Source organism: Anaeromassilibacillus sp. An200 (genome assembly GCF_002160025.1).
Taxonomy (GTDB): Bacteria; Bacillota; Clostridia; order Oscillospirales; family Acutalibacteraceae; genus Caccousia; species Caccousia stercoris.
Map to the genome: position 1 here is coordinate 1 of NZ_NFJU01000038.1, position 22,010 is coordinate 22,010.

At 52.8% G+C, this 22,010-nt stretch carries 19 protein-coding genes and 1 tRNA gene; 5 read left to right on the plus strand and 15 right to left on the minus strand.

Features of this window, described 5'->3' with window-relative positions; genetic code table 11:
• A partial coding sequence (locus B5F35_RS14700; protein ID WP_140401234.1) for a helix-turn-helix domain-containing protein occupies positions 1-136 on the minus strand: 136 nt, incomplete at its 3' end.
• Between the two features lie 34 nt (positions 137-170).
• A complete protein-coding gene (locus tag B5F35_RS14705; protein WP_087242288.1) occupies positions 171-683 on the minus strand; it encodes a GNAT family N-acetyltransferase in 513 nt (170 codons plus the stop codon).
• A 140-nt stretch (positions 684-823) separates the two neighbouring features.
• Here B5F35_RS14705 and B5F35_RS14710 point away from each other — a divergent pair, with 140 nt between their 5' ends.
• Entirely contained in the window at positions 824-1,948 is a 1,125-nt protein-coding gene (locus tag B5F35_RS14710) for an AAA family ATPase (protein WP_206424056.1), read from the plus strand.
• A gap of 252 nt (positions 1,949-2,200) precedes the next feature.
• Complete coding sequence (locus B5F35_RS14715; protein WP_087242290.1) at positions 2,201-2,695, plus strand: hypothetical protein; 495 nt, start codon at positions 2,201-2,203, stop codon at positions 2,693-2,695.
• Positions 2,696-3,088: 393 nt separating this feature from the next.
• On the opposite strand, the gene B5F35_RS14720 is transcribed toward B5F35_RS14715, so the two are convergent.
• Positions 3,089-3,583 (minus strand): ATP-binding protein, encoded by a 495-nt coding sequence (locus tag B5F35_RS14720; RefSeq protein WP_087242317.1) that lies wholly within the window; start codon positions 3,581-3,583, stop codon positions 3,089-3,091.
• A 150-nt stretch (positions 3,584-3,733) separates the two neighbouring features.
• Positions 3,734-4,138, minus strand: a complete 405-nt coding sequence (locus tag B5F35_RS14725) for a hypothetical protein (RefSeq protein WP_087242293.1) — start codon at positions 4,136-4,138, stop codon at positions 3,734-3,736.
• A 219-nt stretch (positions 4,139-4,357) separates the two neighbouring features.
• Here B5F35_RS14725 and B5F35_RS14730 point away from each other — a divergent pair, with 219 nt between their 5' ends.
• Entirely contained in the window at positions 4,358-4,927 is a 570-nt protein-coding gene (locus tag B5F35_RS14730; protein WP_162611442.1) for an SMI1/KNR4 family protein, read from the plus strand.
• Between the two features lie 198 nt (positions 4,928-5,125).
• Here the strand turns inward: B5F35_RS14730 and B5F35_RS14735 are convergent.
• From B5F35_RS14735 to B5F35_RS14780, 10 genes are all read right to left on the minus strand, one after another.
• Positions 5,126-5,200 (minus strand) — tRNA-Arg (locus B5F35_RS14735).
• Between the two features lie 147 nt (positions 5,201-5,347).
• Positions 5,348-7,006, minus strand: coding sequence for an ABC transporter permease subunit (locus B5F35_RS14740; protein WP_087242297.1), 1,659 nt, complete (start codon positions 7,004-7,006; stop codon positions 5,348-5,350).
• 15 nt (positions 7,007-7,021) lie between these two features.
• Complete coding sequence (locus B5F35_RS14745; protein WP_087242299.1) at positions 7,022-8,530, minus strand: sugar ABC transporter ATP-binding protein; 1,509 nt, start codon at positions 8,528-8,530, stop codon at positions 7,022-7,024.
• A 146-nt stretch (positions 8,531-8,676) separates the two neighbouring features.
• On the minus strand, positions 8,677-10,002 hold the full coding sequence (locus B5F35_RS14750; RefSeq protein ID WP_087242301.1) for a substrate-binding domain-containing protein: 1,326 nt from the start codon (positions 10,000-10,002) through the stop codon (positions 8,677-8,679).
• A 186-nt stretch (positions 10,003-10,188) separates the two neighbouring features.
• Complete coding sequence (locus B5F35_RS14755) at positions 10,189-11,166, minus strand: substrate-binding domain-containing protein (protein WP_087242303.1); 978 nt, start codon at positions 11,164-11,166, stop codon at positions 10,189-10,191.
• A complete protein-coding gene (locus tag B5F35_RS14760) occupies positions 11,153-12,871 on the minus strand; it encodes a cache domain-containing sensor histidine kinase (protein WP_330396274.1) in 1,719 nt (572 codons plus the stop codon). Before B5F35_RS14760 ends, B5F35_RS14755 begins: the two co-directional genes overlap by 14 nt.
• Positions 12,868-14,154, minus strand: coding sequence for a response regulator (locus B5F35_RS14765; protein ID WP_087242319.1), 1,287 nt, complete (start codon positions 14,152-14,154; stop codon positions 12,868-12,870). Before B5F35_RS14765 ends, B5F35_RS14760 begins: the two co-directional genes overlap by 4 nt.
• Before the next feature lie 168 nt (positions 14,155-14,322).
• Positions 14,323-15,360 (minus strand): helix-turn-helix domain-containing protein, encoded by a 1,038-nt coding sequence (locus tag B5F35_RS14770; protein WP_087242305.1) that lies wholly within the window; start codon positions 15,358-15,360, stop codon positions 14,323-14,325.
• A 239-nt stretch (positions 15,361-15,599) separates the two neighbouring features.
• Complete coding sequence (locus B5F35_RS14775; RefSeq protein WP_087242307.1) at positions 15,600-16,235, minus strand: uroporphyrinogen decarboxylase family protein; 636 nt, start codon at positions 16,233-16,235, stop codon at positions 15,600-15,602.
• A complete protein-coding gene (locus B5F35_RS14780; protein WP_087242309.1) occupies positions 16,235-16,651 on the minus strand; it encodes a hypothetical protein in 417 nt (138 codons plus the stop codon). Before B5F35_RS14780 ends, B5F35_RS14775 begins: the two co-directional genes overlap by 1 nt.
• 123 nt (positions 16,652-16,774) lie before the next feature.
• On the opposite strand from B5F35_RS14780, the gene B5F35_RS14785 reads away from it, so the two are divergent.
• Positions 16,775-17,653 carry a helix-turn-helix transcriptional regulator gene (locus tag B5F35_RS14785; RefSeq protein ID WP_087242311.1) on the plus strand — a complete coding sequence of 293 codons (879 nt, stop codon included), beginning with the start codon at positions 16,775-16,777 and terminating at the stop codon, positions 17,651-17,653.
• A gap of 96 nt (positions 17,654-17,749) precedes the next feature.
• Here B5F35_RS14785 and ppdK read toward each other — a convergent pair whose 3' ends face one another.
• The gene (ppdK, locus tag B5F35_RS14790; protein WP_087242313.1) at positions 17,750-20,386 is read right to left on the minus strand and encodes a pyruvate, phosphate dikinase; all 2,637 of its coding nucleotides are present in this window, start codon (positions 20,384-20,386) and stop codon (positions 17,750-17,752) included.
• 446 nt (positions 20,387-20,832) lie between these two features.
• On the opposite strand from ppdK, the gene B5F35_RS14800 reads away from it, so the two are divergent.
• Positions 20,833-21,789, plus strand: coding sequence for a ribose-phosphate diphosphokinase (locus B5F35_RS14800; protein WP_087242323.1), 957 nt, complete (start codon positions 20,833-20,835; stop codon positions 21,787-21,789).
• Positions 21,790-22,010 lie beyond the last annotated feature (221 nt).

Below are 22,010 nucleotides of genomic sequence, written 5' to 3' on the forward strand. Positions count from 1 at the left end.
TGATGTCCTTGAAGTTGTCCCCCTCATAACTGCCTAAAGCGGACTTGGAGAGATGGGTTTTCTCCGCAAGCTGTTCCAGCGTCAGTCCGCGCTCCACACGCAGGTCTTTCAATCGTTCTTGTATGGATAGTTCCATGCTCCCCCTCCCTGTCTGCCCGATAAATGGGAAGTTACAGTTCCGTATTCAGTATGGAATACATTTTCATATCAATAACTTTTCCATTTTTTACAGCATTGTTTCTCAATGTCCCTTCGTATTGAAAACCTGCTTTTTCAAGCGCCCTACACGATGCTATGTTGTAAGCAAAAGGTTCTGCATAGATACGAATAATATCACTCTTTTGAAAAACATGTTGGCAAATTTGTTTTATGGCTTCGGTCATAATTCCTTTGCCCCAGTATTCTTCTGCAATACAATATCCTAACTCGGCAGTTTGTCTATGTATATTTTCCTGACGATAAACGCCAATACTGCCGATTGCTTTTTCATCTACCGTAATAGCAAAAGCAAAGGTGTCATTTTCATCAGCAGAAAGCATAGCAGAAATAAAATTTATTCCATCTTGTACTGTATAAGGATATGGTATGCCATCTCGAAGATTGTCCTGAACTTTTTTATTGGATATAGCCACGGTCAAATCTCCCGCATCTGACAATAACCATTTTCTTATTTTACAAATCATATTTTCCTCCGCAACTTCCGATTTGTCTCTTCGTACTTATCATTTTACCACAATTCCAAGAGCGTGGAAATAGCCTGTTTTTTAAGCCGATTTCCTACCTTTCGGATATACGGGACGGGCGGTCATTTAGGTGTAGACTTATGTATTCCATCATAAAAGAATATATAGACGATTACCGTTCCGAAATCCCTATTGAGTGGGACAACACTGATATTCGTGAAGCTGCATCCACATTGGCAGGCGTAACTCGCATTGAAGCCGAAAATGTCATTGCCGCTTTGATAGCAAATAAGAGCATCAAGAAATCCGATATGGACGAAATTAGATATGCAAAGGACAGATTATTCTCTGACATATCGGGTCTGGAAAAAACTAATGTTGATGAAAATGTTAAAGATGTTGGAGGATTAGCAGGACTTAAGAAATGGCTGAATGAAAAGAAAGAACTGCTTACTCCCGAAAAACGTGATAAACTAAAGGCTAAGGGCTTACAGCCTCCAAGAGGTATTTTACTGGTTGGTGTACCTGGTTGCGGTAAATCTCTTTCGGCAAAATCAATTTCTGCCAATTGGAAATTGCCTTTGTATCGTTTGGATTTTGCTACTGTCCAAGGAAGCTATGTGGGCCAGTCCGAACAACAACTAAAAGATGCTTTAACTACAGCAGAAAATGTATCACCTTGCATTCTGTGGATAGACGAAATTGAAAAAGGCTTGTCTGGTGCAGGAGGTTCGAATGACGGTGGTGTATCTACACGTATGGTTGGACAGTTCTTGTTCTGGCTGCAGGAGTGTAAAAAGCAAGTGTTTGTTGTAGCAACAGCAAACGATGTTTCAATGCTTCCATCTGAACTTTTGCGTAGAGGTAGATTTGACGAATTGTTTTTCATTGACTTGCCTACATCCGACGAGCGTCGTGATATTATCTCGCTGTACATGCGCAAATATTTAAACCTTGATTTTATCGGTCCTTTTGCAGATAAAATTGTAGAACTTACCGATGGATTTACTGGTGCTGACTTAGAATCTACCGTAAGAGACCTGACATACCGCTCTATTGCCAATAGCAATTTTGTGCTTAATGAAGAAAATATAATTACAGCATTTAACAACGTTGTTCCTCTTTCTCAAACAAGCCCAGAAAAAATTGAAGCAATCCGAGATTGGGGTAAAGAACGAGCTGTTCCTGCTTCCGGCAAGCCAATCGGTGGGGAAGAACTTTCTCAGAAAAAAAACGGACCCAAGACACGTAAAGTACTGGTGTGATCATTCTATGCAAACACGGATGTGGCTTGATTTTTTAAAGCATGCCGTGTCTTTCTTAATTTCTATTGCTTTTGGACCGGTTACTGTTATAGTTATTGAAATAGTGCTTTTTTAAAACTTAAAAACCTGTACAAATATATTCTCCATTGTTTTCAAAGAAAATCTCAGTGAAGCAAAATTTTAAGAAATTAAAAATACTTTTACAGCCAACAAATCTGTTATAAAAGTTATGTAAAATAGGAGAAAATATATATGCCAAAGCCAATGTTAAGACAATCCCAACTTCAAACTCAATCCGACACCATTTTGAGTGCAGTCCAGAACCAAAAGCAAAAACAACAGGCACAACAAATGGATAAAATGAAGTTGGATAGACCTCTTAGAAAGGCTCGTTCTAAAGAATACATGCAGACATTACACAACTTGGATGCGGGCGGTCATGTTCATAATCAGCATAAAGTAAATCAAATGATAGACACAATTCGTAATGAGTTTCCCGACTTGGAAATCAGCGGAATCATGCTGGGTATTGTTTCTATCTGTTATTTGGGAAAACCTTATGAAGTACACACGCTGAATATGGCAGGGCAAATTGTTGAGCACTACAAAAGCGGTCAAATGCTTCCTGATGGACTTGAAAAGGCACGGACTATTGCTATTCGTGGTGGATATGAATTTATTGAAGTGTATGTTGATTGCTGCCGTGCAATTAGCTCTAATGGGTCCGTTTCTGTAATTTATTGCTGAAAATTTCAGACTAATTGAAGGCTATATCCCCCATTGCCTCAAATTGCACTTCAAACGCTGCATCACGGCAAAATCCACCTCAGAGAAATTGTCTGCATCCAGCATATGTTCACCATCAAAATATGAGTAATAAACAGAACAGTTTTCTGCATACTTAAGAGAATTTAGTGATTATATAATAGAGCAACTAACAAGCAGCATCACCAAGGAAGATAAATGTTTCTGATGACTATGATGATAAAAAAGTAAAATAATTTTTAATAGATTGTCAATATTTGTAATTTGCAAAGAAAGCAAAAAATTTTTTTATATTCAAATACTGCAACCAACTCTAAAACGAGCTGGAGCATCAAAAAAGCAGTCACGCTGGGAAGCGTGACCGCTGAAATGTTTTTATAGTGCAGCGATTTCTTCCGCCACTTCTGCTGCACTTTTTCCAGATGTGTCCACTTTAATTGTGTTCAATTTCTGATAAAGGGGGATACGTTGTACACTTCGCTCAATCACATCAGAAGTACGAATACCCGCCCTCACATCTTTTTGTAAGCGTTGAGTAAGTTCCTGTTCTGAACAAATTAGAGACACAGCTATCATGCGGCTGTTTGCGGTATTCAGGCAGGAAATGATTTTATCAACAATACATTGTTCATGCATCACCCAACAAAAAATAACATTCTCATAAGCAGAACATGTAAGAAAGTTGTTTAACACTGCGCAAATATTTTTTATGACCATCTCTTTTGTTTCAGTGGTAACTTGAAACGGGCTGGAATCCCAACACCAATCCCCGTCAAGGAATACACTGTTAGGCAATTTTTGCTTTAAGATTTGGCTTACGGTACTTTTCCCAATTCCCATCGTACCGCCAATGATAAACAGCTTCTTCACACGAATCTCCCCCATATGATTTGCTTCTTGCTTTTTAAAGACAAGTATAGCATAATTTTAGGGGACAAGCCACTGTCAGAACTCTTACAAATAGAACTGGCATGTTGACTGACCCAAATAATCGCCTGACCTATCCGATTCTCATCTCGTTTATCGTCTGTTGATCTCATATTTAGTACCATCTAATTGAGTAAGCTCGGTATCTTTAAGTACAGTTATACTATTTTTTGCCATATCAATTTCAGCCTCAAATAAAACCACAGGTGGAGTAGGCCCTCCGCCACATATAACGATTGATTTCTTGTTGGTTTGAGGATCCATTTCTACCAATAATGGTGTACCATCCTCTTGCCAATCCCAATATTGATTATATTGCAGTATTGGCTTTGGAAAAACAAGAAACTTTACTACCCAGTTTTTATGTTCATTTTTTGTGATATTCAATGACATACAATATTTCAGCCATTTCGGCTCGTCATGATTGGAATGTATTTCATCAAACTTTTTACACGCCATCCAAATAGCTTCATCGTGTTCATTGGGTATGGTTATCATTTTGAACCTTCCTCTTTTCAAAATAAGTTAGAATCCAGCGAGCATGGCGAACAGAATACAAGAGCGATTGCAGCAGAGGAGCGGAAATCCCGGTCAAGAGCCGCTTCTGTTTCCGGCTGACCGCGCCATACTGCGAGGAAATCGGGAGACGGCAAGGGTACTTATGAGGGAACATAATAGCGTTTCCAAATTGTTGAAATGGAAGGAGTGTTCAATCAAGTGAATCCCGTAGATATGCTGGAAAAAAAGATTGGTTTTTCACTTCCAAGTGACTATAAGGATTTTTTGCGTCAACATCCAGATGGGGTAATCTATTACCCCAAAGTCATTCAAAAGAACGAGGAATTTTTTTCGTTTTGCGATCCAACAAAAGAGAGAGGGGATGATGAAAGGTGGCTATGGGAACCAGATGATGGAATGATTGGACAGGTAGAAATTGAGTTTTTCAACGCCAGTGAAATCCTTAGTGATTTTCCAAGGAATGATGGAAGCTGGACAATGAAATGTATCTGTATCGGCGGCATGAATGATGATCGCTTGTTGATTCTTGATTGTTTGACCGAAGATATTTATTGTTTAGATCATGATGAGTTTTCATTTAAATTTGATACCCAAGAGGACTATGATAAAAATATGCCCACAAAAGCCGTTTGTTTTCCAGATTTTATGAGCCTTTCAGATTGGTGTACTGGCGGCTGGGTCTATAATCCCATCGAAAGCAATAGACCTTATGTGGAAAAATGGAAACAGCGGCAAAAGAATTATCCTAAAAATGTCATCTATTTGTGAGTTAAGTTCCGAAAAGGCAGACTGCCACTTGCCATTGGAAGTTTAGTGACCTTCCCCAACCTCTGGACACTGTAAAGTGTGGCTGCACAAGACTTGGCTTACATCCTGCGAAATGGAAATCTTCCATTTGCTATATACGCTTTTACCGAAAACAAAAACCGCTGTAAACCAGCAAAAAACGGCTTACAGCGGTTGTTTTGGCACCCCCGGCGAGAATCGAACTCACAACTAACCCTTAGGAGGGGTTTGTTATATCCATTTAACTACGGAGGCAGATAAACACAGAAAACTTATGCTTTCTTATTATAAAAGCTTTTCCATGCAAAGTCAATGTGGAAACAAAAAATCAACAGAAAAGGCTTCCCGCCTGAGCAAAACGCTCGGGCGGGAAGTCTTTTCGCTTGATGAGGAGGAGATAGTTTATTTTTTCTGGACATACTTGAGGCAGTCAAGCATAACCGCCACCAGAATGATGATACCAGAAAATACAAACTGCAGATTGGTGTCGATGCCCAGCGTCGTCAAAGAATAGGTCAGGGCGGTGAAGATAAACACACCGACCACAACGCCGGAAATCTTGCCGATGCCGCCGGTGAAGGAGATTCCACCGACCACACAGGCCGCGATAGCGTCCATCTCCCAGCCCTGGCCATAGGCCGCGGAGCCGGAACCGAACATGCGGATGCACTCCAGCCAGGAACCAAAGCCGTACAGGATGCCGGCAAGGATAAAGGCCCCCACCGTCACGCCGAACACGGAGATACCGGAAACCGCCGCCGCCTCCGCGTTGCCGCCCACGGCAAAGAGGTTCTTGCCGAACGTCGTCTTGTTCCAGATGAACCACACGATCGCCACAGCCGCGACAGCCCACAGAATGATCGTCGGGAAGGAATTGTTGATCTTCGGGATGATCATTTCGGGGATGGTGGATTCAATCGCACCGAAGGAAACACCCTTCGTCGAGTAAGTAACCAGACCGAAAATCACCAGCATGTTCGCCATGGTGGAGATAAACGGATGCATTTTAAATTTCGCCGTAAAGAAGCCCGCAATCGCGGTGAAAATTGTGCACAGGATAATGCAGACCACCAACGCGAGCAGCACACGCACGAGAACCGGCATCCCGGTAAAGTCAAAGATATGTCCGAACACCGAGCCGGTATTGGGACCCTGGTGCATGATGATCGTTGCCGCCGTCATACCCATACCGACCATTCGGCCGATGGAGAGGTCCGTACCGGCCAGAAGAATCAGCCCTGCCACACCGAGCGCGAGGAACATTCTCGGGGATGCCTGCTGGAGAATGTTCAGCACGTTATTGACGGTGAGAAGCGGGACGCCCTTGACAATCGGCGTGATGATGCACAGAGCGATGAAAATCACGATAATCGCAATGTACAGGCCGTTGCGGAGGAAGAAATCGCGGCGGTTGAAGGTGTAGCGGTAATTTTCCCACCTCTGCGCCACGGCTTCGCCCGCGGTAAACTTCGACATGCGCAGCATATCGATCAGGTGATACCGGTAATCAAACGCGGCGTGCTGCCGGTCCTTGATGCTTTGGAGCGCCTGGGCACGCTGCATCTTTGCGTCAAACAGACGATTCTTATGGACGTATTTTTCGTCCTTGATCTCATGGGGATCCGAAAGCTTGGAGAGCGCGGCCTGATGCTCCTTGGTCAGTTCAGCCACGGACTGCTGGTATTTTGCCTGTGCCTGAAGCTTTTCCTGCTGACAGCTCGCTTTGACCGCCTGATAATAGTCTGTATTGAAGTGGGAATTCAGGTAGCTCTCCGCATCCGAAATCAGCTTGGAAATCTCCGCTTTGTTTTTCTTTTCGACAGCCTTCGCTTTTTGCAGACTCTTGGTCAGCGCCGCGATCTTTGTCTGCTTTTCCTGCTTGCTGAGGATGCGATCGCGCTTGATGCCGTCGATCGCGTTCTGGATTTCAACGATCTTGTCGACACCGTCCACGCGCAGAGCGTCGATCTTTGACTGGATGCCGCCGACATATTCGTCGATTGGCTGGCGAAGCTTTTCTTCCTGCTCAGCCGTAAGAATAATTGTCTTTTCTGATGCCATAAGAAATTTCTCCCATTATAGGTATTTTGCGCTGAGTCTCAAAAGCTCCTCCTGATTGGTCTCGCTGGTATTCACGATGCCGGAGAGCCTGCCGTTTGACATAACTCCGATCCGGTTGGTGATCCCGAGAATTTCAGGCATCTCAGAGGAAACCACGATGATGGTTTTTCCCTGCTTCGCCATATTGATGATCAGCTCGTAAATTTCGTACTTCGCACCTACGTCGATTCCTCTTGTCGGTTCATCCATCATGAAGATCTGGGGCTCGCGCTCCAGCCATTTTCCAAAAATGACCTTCTGCTGGTTGCCGCCGGAAAGGCTGGAAATCAGATCGGACGGGCCCATGCACTTGGTCCTCATGGTTTTGATCTCTTTGTTTGTGGCCTTCACCATCTTTCTGGTGGAAAGCGCCGGTCCGCTTTTGTACTGTCCAAGGTTTGCGATCGTGGTGTTGAACGTCAGATCGCATTTCAGGAAAAGGCCGTTTGCCTTGCGCTCCTCGGTGATCATAGCAAAGCCATGGCTGATGGCCTCCTGCGCGTCCGCGAAATTCATCAGATGGTTTTTGAAATAGACGCGGCCAGCGGCTCTTGTGCGCACACCGAAGATGGTTTCGAGCAGCTCCGTGCGTCCCGCACCCACCAGGCCGTACAGCCCGAAAATTTCGCCCTCCCGCACGTCGAAGGTGATATCCTTGAGATACGGTGCGTACTTGGTGGAGAGGTTCTGGATGGAGAGAATCGGATCGCCCGGCGTGTTGTCCACAGGCGGGAACCGGCTTTCGAGCGAGCGTCCCACCATCGCGGTGATCAGCTCGTTCATGCTGGTATCCTGCGCTTTTTTGGTCATCACAAGGTTGCCGTCCCGCAGGACGGAGATCTCGTCGCAGATCTGGAAAATCTCATCCATCTTGTGGGAAATGTAAATCAGGGCGATGCCCTGGCTCTTGAGCATCCGCATCATCTCAAAAAGTTTGTCGACCTCCTGTACCGTCAGCGACGATGTCGGCTCGTCAAGCACAATCACCTGCGATTGATAGGAGATTGCCTTGGCAATCTCACACATCTGGCGCTGGGAAACCGACATATTTCGCATTGGCTGTGTGAGGTTCACGGTCATTCCGAGCTTGCGGAAGAGCTCGGAAGCCTTCTTCTTCATTCTGCCCTCGTCAACAACGCCCATTTTGCCGCGCGGATAACGGCCCAGGAACAGGTTGTCGATCACGTTCCGTTCCAGACACTGGTTCAGCTCCTGGTGAACCATCGCAATCCCGTTTTCCAGCGCGTCCTTGGGGCCGGAAAAGCTGATCTCTTTTCCGTTGAGGAAGATCTTTCCCTCGTCCTTCTGGTAAGTGCCGAACAGGCATTTCATCATCGTCGATTTGCCTGCGCCGTTTTCTCCCATCAGCCCCATGACGGTTCCCCGTTTGACATCGAGATTGATGTGGTCCAGCACCTTATTGCGCCCGAAGGATTTGCTCATGCCGCGTATTGACAGGACAATCTCATCTTTCGCGTCTGCCATTCCCGTTACTCCTGTTTCGAATCTTGACAGTTTCAGCGAAACTCTGATCCTGCCGGGTTGTTACAAAAACCGCTGTGGGGAGAATTTCTTCTCCCCACTTGCGTACGGTTTTTCGTGTTCGGTCATCCGGCTTTCGCCGGGGCGGCTCACTGGCTCAGCAGGCCGGTGTAGGAAGCCGCGTTGTCCGTTTTCACCATGTTGATGGCGAAGGCGTCGTACTGGCTGGGGTTGCTCAGGCGGTTGGTGATGTTGCCCTCCGTCTGGCCGTCGCCGCCGATGTACTCGACCTTGAGGTTCAGCAGATCGTCATAGTTCTGGAGCAGCGGCTGGTAGGTCGCGCTCAGGAAGTTATCCGCCGCGTTGTAGATGTTGAGCCATACGCTCTTCTCCGGATGCGCGGAAGCGTCAAGCTGGTTGGAAACAGGCTCGTAAACCTTCGTGGAATCCATGAAGTCCTTGTAGTTCTCCGCCGTTACCGCGACGTTCAGAGCGTAGTAGGAGCGCTCGTCAGCGTTATAGTAGTAGACATCTTCGCTCAGGACGTTGCCAGCGTCATCGGGCGTGCCGATACCGGTATCAACATCCACGCCGTCGAGAGCGTTGCGCAGCACACGCAGGGTCAGGTAAGCCTGGACGTCGGCATGCTGGCTGATCGTTCCGCCGTAGCCTTCCGCGATAGCGGCGACAGCGTCGGCGTTTGCGTCATAACCGAAGGTGGGAACGTTGTTGGCCTTGGACCAGGCGTTGAACATGGCCATGCCCATGCCGTCGTTGTTCGAAGCGACAATGTCAATCTGATCGCCGAAGGAGGAGGCCCAGGTGCCGATCGCGTTGCCGGCGGTGGCGGCATCCCAGGTTGCGCCCGCGGAGTTCTTCATCTCCTGAGAAGCCAGCTCACGGACCGTATACGTCTTGCCGCCAATTTCCAGCTTGCCGTCCTGCACAGCGGAAGCGGAGCCGTCCGCGTTGGTGCCGACAGGAGCACTGTCAATGGCGCCGTCCTTCTCGACAGAGGTACCGAGCGCCTTGCGGACGCCGCGGGTACGGGCGATGGAATCGTTGTGGCCGATATCGCCGATGGCGAGAACATAGCCGATGACGCCGTCGCCGTTGCGGTCAATCGTGTCGATGTTGGCCTCGATGTAATCCATGATCATGGTGCCCTGCAGCTCCGCGCCCTGGTTGGCGTCAAAGCCGACATAATAGGTATCCTTGTTGAAATTCAGGGCCGTCATGTCAAGTTCGCCGGTGGAGCTGTTCGAGGGCTGACGGTTGAACCATACCAGGGGTTTATCCTTGTTGGCTACCGTACCGGTGGCGTCACCGCCGCCCGTCGTCTCCTCGGACGCTGTGTCCGTTTTGCTTTCCGTACCAGAAGCCGCGCCTCCCTGCGAAGCAGCGGGCGCCTCTGTGCAGGCTGCCGCGCTCAGAGCAAGAACTGCTGCCAGAGCCATCGCAATGAACTTTTTCATAAGGCATTCTCCTTTGCATTTCACTCGGGTGGAATGGGGGCTTTCCTTTCAGGCGCCCCCCTGACACTTTTCATCCTAAAGGAAAAGCAGAGGAAAAACAAGGGAAAAAATCACCGATCGAAGGGTAAATATTTATCCATTCCGATATATTTTTGATTTTTTATTTAAAAAATATAGAAAAAATACTCAATGCGTACGCTGTTCAAAGGCAAACAGCGCCTTCTGGCTGTCGATGCTGAACAAGTTCTCCCTATCCACAATGCGGGTGGAGGTGTCAACCACATGCTGGACGTCCTTACTCCCGCCGCTCAGCAAGCGGTAGGCGCTTTCCACCCCCAGATATCCCATCGCATAGGGATTCTGCACCACCAGCGCGTCGACCGATCCTTCCTGGAGGCAGTCCACGGTGACAACGTTGGAATCAAAGCCGACGAGAAACACCTGCTCCGACAGCCCCAGATCGCCCACTGCCTGCGCCGCGCCCACGCTCGTCGGCTCATTGAAGGCCAGCAGGACATTGATCTCCGGATGCTCCGCAAGCAGCGCGGCTGTGTCAATCCGCGCGGTCTCCGCTTCGGCCAGCGTGTTGATCACAGCTGTGATTTCAGCACGCCCACTCTCCATAAAGACATCCTTTGCGCCGCGTTCCCGCTCCTGACCGTTGGCGCTGCTGATGTCATAGTTGACAATCCCGACGTTCAGCGTCCCGTCCAGACGCCCGAGGGCAGTCTGTGCCGCCATTCGTCCGGCTGCATAGTTGTCGGTGCCGATGTACGTTTTCACCGCGGTGGAATCCACACTGCTGTCGATGGCGACCACCTGCACACCCGCCTGCGCAGCAGCGTCAATCGCTCCGGCGTTGTTCTCAAAATCAATGGCGGAAAAGACGATCGCCTCGGCGTTCTCCTGCACAGCCCGCTCGACCATGGCATTTTGTGCTTCGTAATCCTCTTCCGTCTCCGGCCCGATGATGGTCAAATTTACGTTGTATTCCGTGGCGGCGGCCTCCGCTCCGGCAAACACGGAAAGCCAGAATTCCGTGCTCGTGGACTTGGCAATCAGCACCACGGAGTGCTGTGTGGGCATGGTATTTTCCGACAAACAGCCGCACAGGCAGAAAAGCGTCAGAAGGATGCAGAGCAGGATGGATTTACTTCGTTTCATAGTCGCCCTCCCGTATCTGCGGCATGCGGATCTCGACTGTAGTGCCGACATCCGGCTCGCTCGTGATATGCAGGCCGTACTGCCTGCCGAAATAGATCTGAAGCCTGTCGTTCACGTTTTTGATCCCGATCCCGGTGTGGTTCCCCGGATCGCGCCGCAGGATGGATTCCACCTGCTCCGGCGTCATCCCCACGCCGTTGTCCTGCACACAGAACACAACATCCTCGCCGTCCCGGTACACACGCACGTCGATGCGCCCCTCATCCACCAGAAGCTTCAGGCCATGGTTGATGGCATTCTCAATGATGGGCTGAAGGGTGATCTTGTTGCACAGAAAATCCAGGCACTCCGGATCCACGTCAAAGGCATAGGTAAACTGGTTCTTATAGCGGTATTTCTGAATTTGCAGATAGCTTTCCGCGTGCTCAATTTCCCTGGCCACAGGGATCAGCTCATGTCCCTGGCTGATGCTGATACGGAACAGCCGGGCGAGGGCATGCACCATTTTCACGGCGTCCGCGTTGCGCCCCTGCTCACACATCCAGGCGATGGAATCGAGCGTGTTGTAAAGAAAATGCGGGTTGATCTGTGTTTGCAGGGCTCTAAGCTCCGTTTTGCGCAGGTTGACCTCCTCCTCGCGCACGGTGGTCATCAGCTTTTGGATGCGCACCACCATATGGCCGAAGGACTGCGAAAGCTCCTGCACTTCCCGCGTGCCGCCCACGGGCCGGTAAGTGAAGTGGTCAGCGTCTTTTTCAAAGCTGCCCATAGCCGCCGCAAGGCCGCGCAAAGGCCGATCCAGCAGGCGCGAGAGCAGCCAGCTTGTCAGAAGGGAAGCGGCAAGCACCACGATTGCCAGCACGAACGACAGGCGCAGCATCTCCGTCACATTGCGGTTCACCAGCTCGTCGACATAGCTCACACCGACAATGCGCCAGCCACTGTCCCCCACCGCCTCGAGACAGGAAATCACCGTATCGTCGGCATAGGTTCCGTCCGCCAGAGCGGCCAGAGCAGCCGTGTTTTCCGATTTCAGGCCCGAATACAGAAGCTGCTGCTGCGGGTGATACACAATGTTTCCGCCCGCGTCCATGAGAAAGCAGTAGCCCCGCTGGCCGATGCTGACGTTGTTGATATAGCTGGAAATCCCGGAAAAGCTCAGATCCAGCGACACCCATGCGGCCTCGCCGCCCTCCGGGATCGGGGCCGTCACCGTAACAACCCACGGATAGTAGCCTTCAAAAATGCTCTCCACATGCGGAGCCATAATGTACGGCTCCTCGGCGGCGCGCGCCGTCTGCAGGTCGAAGGAAAGGTTCTGAAAAATCTCCTCCTTCGGCTCCCGTCCGGGGGCCCAGCATTCCAGCAGCTCACCCTCCGGGGAATAGCTGGTGACGGCTACTACATCCGGGCGGAATTTCAGAAAAGCCGAAAGCAGCTCATCGCGCCGCTCCGGCTCTTCCAGCATAAACTGCCGCACCAAACGCATGGATTGATCCATATCCCGCAGATAGCTTTCCACCGTACTGGACACCTGGGATACCGCCTGTTCGCTGCTGGTGCGGGCGCTCTGCACCATCGCGCTGCGGTAGCGGTCCAGGAATACAAACACACAGCAGCACAGAATAATCGTGACCACGCTCACCACCATGGAAACCAAAATCGTGGTGATGCGAAGCCCGGTGTGCGGCACACGCTGCTTCAAGAGGACTCACCCGCCCTCTCCGCGCCGAGACGGCGGCGCATGGCGATGGGCGATTCCCCGCAGTATTTTTTAAAGCAATAGCTGAAATAGTGCTGATCCATGTAGCCGCACCGCTTCGCGATCTCCTGAACGGGGAGCGCGGAGGAGGAAAGCAGCTCCCGGGCGGCCTCCATCCGCTTGCGGATCAGGATATTGATAAACGTCTCCCCCGCGTATTTCTTGATGCAGGCACTCAGATGGTTTGGGCTGACCTCAAGCATCCCGCTGAGCGAGACAAGCGAGAGGTTTGGGTCCATGTAATGCTGGTCAAGCGACTCCAGCGCCCGCTTGCACAGCAGACTTCCCCCTTTGACCTCCGGCTCAAGATCGTGGATAAACTGCACGCTCTCCTCGGCGCTGTCGCCGCCGCTGCGCAGAGCGGTCATCGCCTCGCGGTACGCGCCGTGCAGCTCTGTGAGCGTATGTACCGACCGGCTCACACCGATCCGACACCGCGCGCCGAGCACACGCTGGGCCATCTGCGAAATTTCATTCGCCAGAATGTGCAGGTATTCTTCAAAATCCGACGGATTCCCCAGCAGGACCGAAACCACCTTCCCGGAGGTAAAAAAGCTTACACCGCGCAGATATTTGCTGGCAAGCATATTCACCGACGAGGCAAAGGAAGGCACAGTGCGGTTGGTCCCGTCCGCATCCAGCAGGGCGGACACCATTACGATATAGGAGGGCTTGTCGTTCTCGTCACGCAGAAGGCCGCATTCCCGCGCATACAGCTCCTGCCGGGGCAGATCCGCGTCGTCGGCAAAATCGTCGAGCACCAGCGGCATCAGCATGGCGGCACGCTGGTCCTGCGGGTTCGGCTGCTGCGCGGCCTGGCCGAAGGTGGCAAACTGCGCGTCGATTTTCTCGCGGATGATGCGCAGTTCCGCTGCGAGACCTTCCATGGTGAGCGGCTTGAGCATATAGCTGATGATGTTGTACTGAATCGCCTGCTTCGCGTACTGGAAATCGTCGTATCCGCTGAGAAAGGCAATGTTGGTGGCCGGGCGCACCTCACGCACCTGCCTGGCCAGTTCAATGCCCGAAATGAACGGCATCCGGATATCCGTCAGAAGCAGATCCGGTTCATACTGCTCCACCAGCTGCAGGGCGTCCAGCCCGTTGCCCGCGCTTGCCACCAGCCGGAAGCCGTAATCCTGCCACGGAATCATGGTGCACACACCCTCCCGCAGCTCGTCCTCATCGTCCGCGACAATCACGGTATACAGGTTCTTTCCTGCCATGGGAATCCCCGTCCTTTCTTTCCGGAACAAAATTCCCGCGCCGGTTCTCCGGCGGAGCGGGAGATCTCCACACATTATAACAGGTTTAGCCTGATTGCACAAATCTTTTCCTCAAAATACGGAAAAAATCCCCGCATTTGGTCCATCCGGGACCCATGCGGGGATTTTTTATCCAGAGATTTTCAGAAAAGCAGACAGGCGCTCGATCTCCCGTCTGGGCGCGTCCACACTTTCGCCCTCCCAGACGCCGTATTCCTCCTGCAAAATGCGGATCACTTCGTTCCATGCTTCGATTGCCTGCGGATAGTTTCCCTTGATTTCACAGATCTGCGCGATGCAAATGGCGCTGTCCGTGTAGCGCGGCTTCGGCTGAAGCGCAAGAGCCCGGCGGTACAGCTCCAAAGCCGGATCGTAGCGGCCCACATGCGCCAGACAGTCCGCCTCGCTGGCGGCGGCTATCCAGTCATCGGGATGGCGCTCCGCCATCTCCCTCCAGCACCGCAGAGCACCCTCCTGGCCGCCGCTGTTCCATTGGATCCATCCCTCGTAAGTGGAGGCCCTCACGTCTCCCAAAAGCTCTCTCGACCGCTCCAAAAGCGCTCCGGCCTCCTCCAGCCGGTAGTCCGCGATCAGTCCTTCGAGCAGGTCCATGCAGGCGCACCGGTTCTGCGGATGCTCCTTGCAGAACTGCTGGTAAAACGCGATCCGCGCCGCGCAGTTGGAGAAGTTCCAGTCGATGGCAAAACCATTCTGCGCCATACGAAGCTGGCTGTGATTCTCCTTGTTGTCCGGCTCCAGCCGCAGGGCCTGCTTGGCACGCTCCTCCGCCTTCGCGCGGTATCCGTCGGCCATGTGATTATAGAGGGATGCCAGAAGAGTCTCGTATTTTGCTTCCTGCGGACAGGCCCGCGCCTTTTCCAGCAGAAAAGATTCCACGCTGCAGAACTCGGCTACGTCCAGCATCCGCTCATCCTCCAGCAGATTGGAAATGCGTTCCAGCCTTGTGTCCTCCGTGAGGTCAAACAGCTCGTCGATCGTCACGCCAAAGCAGGCCGACAGCTCCGGCAGAAGCTGAATGTCCGGCATGGTGACATTATTTTCCCACTTGCTCACACACTGGGCCGATACCCCCAGCCGCCTGGCGATCTGCTCCTGTGTGGCCGATTTTTTCAGCCGCAGCTCCCTGATTTTATTTCCCAGTTCCATGGTGTTTCCTCCCAACCTGAAATACAGTTCGTGGCCACATGCTTATCATACACGATGCGGACCATTTTTTACAGCACCGGGACAGAGAACCGTCTCACCAATCCGGCAAGGAGAGCGGGCGGCTGACTTTTTTCTAAAGATTTCCTAAAATTCCATTGGCCTGGCTGGATTCCACCAGAAAAATATTGTACAGTGAGAGAAAAGCAGGAGGCATGCGATCCTTCGCCGTCTGAAACCATTCAGGCAAAATATCCCATGTATCGTTCCATCGCATCCATGACAGCCCCGGCATTTTCGATCGGGGTTCCGGGATACAGGCCGTAGATCAGGCACAGCCCTCCCTCCTTGCTTCCCAGCGTCTCAATCTCCTGCCGGATCAGGCGATCGATATCCGCGGGCGTTCCGTAAGGGGTAATTTTCTGGCGGTCGACGTCCAGTTCTATGCAGCACCGGCCCGCCAGATGCTCCCGGATCCAGTCGATGCCGTTCACCAGATCCTGTAGGTTCAGCACATCCACTCCCACGCTCAGAATATCCTCCGCCAGCTGGTGCAGCATCCCGTCCGAATGCATATGGATTACCGCACCCGTTTCGCGGGCCGGAGCAATCAGCCGCCTGTAACTGGGCAGGATGTACCGGCGGAACTGGCGCGGCGACAGCATCGGGCCGTTCTGCATGCCCAGATCCTCGGCATAACCCATGACGTCCACGCCCAGCGCACAATACCGCTTCACCAGCTCCAGATTAAACTGCTCCACCAAATCGATCAGCTCGGGGAGACGTTCCTCCTCGTCCTCCATATCAAACAGCAGATTCTCATAGCCCCGGATGTCGCACAGCTGCAAAAAGGTGTGCCCATGCCGAAGCCCCCGCATCACCAGCCGCCCTGCCTTTTGTCCTCCGCAGCGGCACTCGCCTCCCCATCCCAGTCCACCGGCCCGATCCCCATCACCTGATCCGGGTCGGGGGCCTGGTAGCCGGGGAAATCCTCCCAGTTTTTCAGCGGATGGCGCACAACCGTTCCGGTAATGCCGTCCATGGTGGTCTGCCACACGCAGCCCCAGTCATCGGTGTAGGGCTCATCTTTGCGCGCAACTGCCGGGAACTCCGGGCAAAAGGGCAGCTTCGGCCGCTTGAAATCCGGGAACAACAGGGGATGCGCTTCCATAAGGTCCAGCAGCTGCTCCTGCGGATAGACATTCCAGCAGGAGGGATTGATGCAGTACTGCATCGGAATATGCTCCGGCCTTTCAAACCGGACGGTGCGCAAATAGTTCTCGCGTTCTGTCACTGAGCATCACGCTCCCTTTTCTTTTCTATCGCTATTGTAGCAAATGTGTGTGATTCTGTCTTTCAGAAAAACAACTGGATAGGATTTTACACAATACATTCCCAAAATCAAGGAGAGCTTTCCATGAACAAAACAGATGGAACGGAAAACCGCCGCCTGATTCTTTTTTCAGAGCTCGGCATTCCCCACCTGCTTTCGCTGGGACGGGTAGAACTGTCGGCGCACACACAGATGTGTCTGCTGCCGCACATTCATCCCGACCAGTTTGAAATTTGCTTTCATTACAACGGACAGCAGGAATATGTGGTGAAAGAGATCCCGTATCTCACGCAAAGCGGCGATCTTTTCATCACCTACCCGAACGAAGAACATTCCTCCGGAAGCAGCGGGGAAGAAAAGTCCAAGCTGTTCTATTTTATCTTTGAGCTCACTCCAGGCACACAGCGGTTTATGGGGCTTCCCCCGGAGCTGTCCAATTACATCCGCGACACCCTCTTTTCCGCTCCCCTTCGGCATCTGCGCGGGAACGGTGCAATCCGCCAGACCTTGCAGCAGATTTTTGATTTATATGACCAGCCACACCCATTCCGCGTCCAGCGGATTCGTTCCGCCGTCATCGAATTTTTATATCTGGTGACCGAATCCATTCGCCGTCTTCCGTCCCGCCCGGATGTGGACAGGGAGATCCTCGCGGTGATGCATGCCGTGGAGCAAGATCCCGCCGGGGAGTGGAGCGTTGGAAAAATGTCGGCGCTCGCCGGTTTATCGGTCTCGTACTTTCAGCGCAAATTCAAGCTTCAAACCGGCCTTTCCCCCTATGACTACCTGATTCGGAAAAAAATCGACGCGGCCCGGCAGCTTCTTCTGCACACTAACACATCCATCACACAAATCGCGTGTGCCCTTGGCTTTTCCTCCTCCCAGCATTTCGCGAACACCTTTAAGCAGTATGAAGGGAAAACTCCCACCCAATTCCGCAAGGCCCCTCCTCCCGCTGTCTGACAGCTGCTGTTGAGACAGAAAAATCCCCCCGCACCGCCCATAATGGGAGATGCAGGGGGATTTGTTCGTTTTACTCAGAGAAAACGCGGAAAGCGATTAGGCCTTCGCTCTCTTCTCCTTGATCGCGGCCTGCGCAGCGGCGAGGCGGGCGATCGGCACGCGGAACGGGCTGCAGGAAACGTAGTTCAGGCCCACGTTATGGCAGAACTCGACGGAGGTCGGGTCGCCGCCATGCTCGCCGCAGATGCCGAGGTGGATGTCCGGGCGGGTCTTGCGGCCCAGCTCGGCAGCCATCTTCACCAGCTTGCCCACGCCCTTCTGGTCGATATGGGCAAACGGATCGGACTCGTAGATCTTGTTCTCGTAGTAGTAATCGAGGAACTTGCCGGCGTCGTCACGGCTGAAGCCGAACGTCATCTGGGTCAGATCGTTGGTGCCGAAGCTGAAGAACTCGGCCTCGGTGGCGATCTCGTCAGCCGTCAGAGCGGCACGCGGGATCTCGATCATGGTGCCGACCTCGTACTTCATGTCGATGCCGGACTCCTTGATGATCTTGTCGGCGATGGCAACCACAACGTCCTTCACGAACTTGAGCTCCTTGACCTCGCCCACGAGCGGAATCATGATGTGAGGCGTGATCTTGTACTGGCCCTTCTTGGTGACGTTGATGGCAGCATTGATGACAGCGGTGGTCTGCATCTCAGCGATCTCCGGATAGGAAACAGCCAGACGGCAGCCGCGGTGACCCATCATCGGGTTGAACTCATGCAGGCTGGCGATAACCTCGTGCAGGCGCGCCACGGTGATGCCGAGCTCGTCCGCGATCTCCTTGATGTCCTCTTCCTTGGTGGGGAGGAACTCATGCAGCGGAGGATCGAGGAAGCGGATGGTCACCGGGCAGCCTTCCATGGCCTCATAGAGAGCCTCGAAGTCGCCCTGCTGATACGGCATAATCTTGTCGAGAGCCTTCTTGCGGTCCTCGGTGTTGTCGGCGACGATCATCTCGCGCATAGCCTTGATTCTCGTCTCCTCGAAGAACATGTGCTCGGTGCGGCACAGGCCAATGCCCTGCGCGCCGAAGGAACGGCCCTGCTTGGCGTCGCGCGGCGTGTCGGCATTCGTCCAGACCTCGAGCTTGCGATACTTGTCAGCCCAGCCCATGAAGCGGCCGAAATCGCCGGAAATGGAAGCGGCGACGGTCGGAATGGCCTGCGCATAGATGTTGCCGGTGGAGCCGTCGATGGAGATGTAGTCGCCCTCCTTGATGGTCAGGCCGCCAAGGGTGAACTGCTTCTTCTCATAGTCGACGACGATTTCGCCGCAGCCGGAAACGCAGCAGGTACCCATGCCGCGCGCCACAACAGCAGCGTGAGAGGTCATGCCCCCGCGGACGGTGAGGATACCCTCAGCCACGACCATGCCCTCGATGTCCTCAGGGGAAGTCTCCAGACGGACCAGGACGACCTTCTCGCCTCTCTCATGCCACTCCTTGGCATCCTCGGCGGAGAAGACGACCTTGCCGCAGGCAGCGCCGGGGGAAGCGGCCAGGCCCTTGCCGATGACCTTCGCCTTCTTGACAGCCTCGGCATCGAACTGCGGATGCAGCAGAGCGTCGAGCTGCTTCGGCTCCACGCGCAGAACAGCCTCTTCCTCGTCGATCATGCCTTCGTCCACGAGGTCGACGGCGATCTTCAGAGCGGCGGCGGCGGTGCGCTTGCCGTTACGGGTCTGGAGCATGTAGAGCTTACCGTTCTCGATGGTGAACTCCATGTCCTGCATATCCTTGTAGTGCTTCTCCAGGCGGCCGGCGATCTCAGCGAACTGCGCGTACACCTCGGGCATATCCTGCTGCAGCTGGGAGATCGGGGACGGCGTACGAACGCCAGCCACAACGTCCTCGCCCTGCGCGTTGATCAGGTACTCACCGAAGAGCGCCTTCTCACCGGTGGCGGGGTTGCGGGTGAAGGCAACGCCGGTGCCGGACTTGTCGCCGGAGTTACCGAACACCATCGCCTGCACGTTGACAGCGGTGCCCCAGTCATAGGGGATCTCGTTCATGCGGCGATAAACGTTGGCGCGGGGGTTGTCCCAGGAACGGAACACAGCCTTGACAGCCTCCATGAGCTGGACCTTCGGATCGGTCGGGAAATCCTCGCCCTTCTCCTCCTTGTAGAACGCCTTGAAGCGGTTCACAAGGTCCTTCATGTCCTCGGTGTCGAGCTCGGTGTCGAGCTTCACGCCCTTCTCGGCCTTCTTCTGGTCGATGATTTCCTCGAAACGCTTCTTGGAGAGCTCCATGACAACGTCGGAGAACATCTGGATGAAGCGGCGATAGGAGTCATATGCAAAACGGGGGTTGTTGGTGAATTTGGCCAGACCCTCAACGACAACGTCGTTCAGGCCCAGGTTCAGAATGGTGTCCATCATGCCGGGCATGGAAGCGCGCGCGCCGGAACGGACGGAAACAAGCAGCGGGTTCTCCGGATCGGCGAACTTCTTGCCGCAGATTTCCTCCATCTTGCCCAGATACTCATAAATCTCAGCCTGGATCTCGTCGTTGATCTGACGGCCGTCCTTATAATACTGGGTGCAGGCCTCCGTGGAAACGGTGAAACCCTGGGGAACCGGCATGCCGGCCTTGGTCATCTCGGCGAGGTTCGCGCCCTTGCCGCCCAGGAGCTCACGCATGTCCTTGTTGCCTTCAGAGAACAGGTACACATACTTGTGGCTCATGATAATTACCTCCTAAATAGTTTAGGTCTTGTCCGAAAAAAGGGCAAAACGTCCACCGGCGCATCCTCTCGCCCGCCCGGTGCGCTTGTCCCGGAGCCCGGGAAAGTGCTTCCGGCGGCAAAGCCTTTCCGCCGCTGGCCGCTTCGTTTTCTTTTTCCGCAAGGCCTCGCTTGATGAGCATCATTCCTAATGCGAAGTCTGCTTTCATTGCTCACTCCGTATTATAACAAAAGTTGGGGACAAATTCCATATGATTTTTGCAGAAAAGAAAAGGAATATTTTGTGCTTCCTTTTCCGATTTTGTGAGATCTTTGACAATCTTTCCTTTTTTGCCGGGATCCGGCGATTCTGCTTGCAAAATCAGCAGGATACTGCGATAATGAAAACAGAAAGAAAAGCGTTTTTTGAGGCTCAAACAGAATATTGAATCAGAAGGGAGAATGGCTGTGAATCTTCACGGGAAGGACATCAAAATTTTCTCCGCCGGGGCCAGCCCCGAAATGGCGCGCCGGATCTGCGAATGTCTCGGCCTGCACCTGGGAGGGTGCGAGGTGGGCACATTCCAGGACGGGGAAACAAGCGTTTCCCTGCAGGAGAGCGTGCGCGGCTCAAGCTGCTTCATCATCCAGTCCACCTGCGCGCCCGTCAATGACAACCTGATGCGCCTGCTCATCATGATTGACGCGATGAAGCGGGCCTCTGCCGGGTGCATCACGGCGGTGGTTCCGTATTTCGGCTATGCCCGGCAGGATCGCAAGGCCAAAGCGCGCGATCCCATCTCCGCCAAGCTGGTCGCCGATCTGATCTCAACCGCCGGAGCCGACCGCGTGGTTTCGATGGATCTGCACGCGGCCCAGATCCAGGGCTTCTTCAACATCCCCGTGGATCACCTGCTCGGCGCTCCGATTCTCGGCGGCTACATGAAGGAGCGCGTCGAAAAGGACGGGGGCGACTATATTGTGGTCTCTCCCGATCTTGGTTCGGTAACGCGCTCGCGCAATTTCGCGGAACGCATCGGCTGCCCGCTGGCCATCGTGGACAAGCGCCGGCAGAAAGCCAACGAGAGCGAGGTCATGAACCTGATCGGAGAAGTTGCGGGCAAAAAGGTCATTCTTGTCGACGACATGATCGACACGGCCGGCACGCTGTGCAATGCGGCGAAAGCCGTCATGGAACGCGGTGCGGTGAGCGTAACGGCCTGCGCCTCCCACGGCGTCCTCTCCGGCCCCGCTCTGGAGCGCCTCGAAAAAAGCCCCATCGAGGAGATCATCCTGCTCGATACGATTGAACTGCCGCCCGAAAAGCTGCTGCCCAAAATCCACCAGCTTTCCGCCGCTCCCGTCTTTGCTGAGGCTATCTCGCGCATCAATGAGGACAAGCCCGTCAGCCCGCTGTTCGTGTAAAAAACAGCCGCCCAAGGATTCCACTTGGGCGGCTGTTTTTCCTTCCTGCACCACTTTGCACCTTTCTCTTCCATGCGACCCTTTACAACCTTTTCCCCGTATGCTATGATCATTCCGGCGCTGTTGCAAAATGGCGGTTAGCCACTCCCTTGTGAAAGGGGGTGATGCGCATGGGAAACGGGCGTTGGGCGAAAGTCCTCCGCTTCGCGGTGTGTTTTGTC

Coding starts and splice junctions, on each gene's coding strand:
- B5F35_RS14705 (WP_087242288.1), bottom strand. CDS start 683: ATGATTTGTAAAATAAGAAAATGGTTATTGTCAGATGCGGGAGATTTG.
- B5F35_RS14710 (WP_206424056.1), top strand. CDS start 824: ATGTATTCCATCATAAAAGAATATATAGACGATTACCGTTCCGAAATC.
- B5F35_RS14715 (WP_087242290.1), top strand. CDS start 2,201: ATGCCAAAGCCAATGTTAAGACAATCCCAACTTCAAACTCAATCCGAC.
- B5F35_RS14725 (WP_087242293.1), bottom strand. CDS start 4,138: ATGATAACCATACCCAATGAACACGATGAAGCTATTTGGATGGCGTGT.
- B5F35_RS14740 (WP_087242297.1), bottom strand. CDS start 7,006: ATGGCATCAGAAAAGACAATTATTCTTACGGCTGAGCAGGAAGAAAAG.
- B5F35_RS14745 (WP_087242299.1), bottom strand. CDS start 8,530: ATGGCAGACGCGAAAGATGAGATTGTCCTGTCAATACGCGGCATGAGC.
- B5F35_RS14750 (WP_087242301.1), bottom strand. CDS start 10,002: ATGAAAAAGTTCATTGCGATGGCTCTGGCAGCAGTTCTTGCTCTGAGC.
- B5F35_RS14755 (WP_087242303.1), bottom strand. CDS start 11,166: ATGAAACGAAGTAAATCCATCCTGCTCTGCATCCTTCTGACGCTTTTC.
- B5F35_RS14765 (WP_087242319.1), bottom strand. CDS start 14,154: ATGGCAGGAAAGAACCTGTATACCGTGATTGTCGCGGACGATGAGGAC.
- B5F35_RS14770 (WP_087242305.1), bottom strand. CDS start 15,360: ATGGAACTGGGAAATAAAATCAGGGAGCTGCGGCTGAAAAAATCGGCC.
- B5F35_RS14775 (WP_087242307.1), bottom strand. CDS start 16,235: ATGCGGGGGCTTCGGCATGGGCACACCTTTTTGCAGCTGTGCGACATC.
- B5F35_RS14785 (WP_087242311.1), top strand. CDS start 16,775: ATGAACAAAACAGATGGAACGGAAAACCGCCGCCTGATTCTTTTTTCA.
- ppdK (WP_087242313.1), bottom strand. CDS start 20,386: ATGAGCCACAAGTATGTGTACCTGTTCTCTGAAGGCAACAAGGACATG.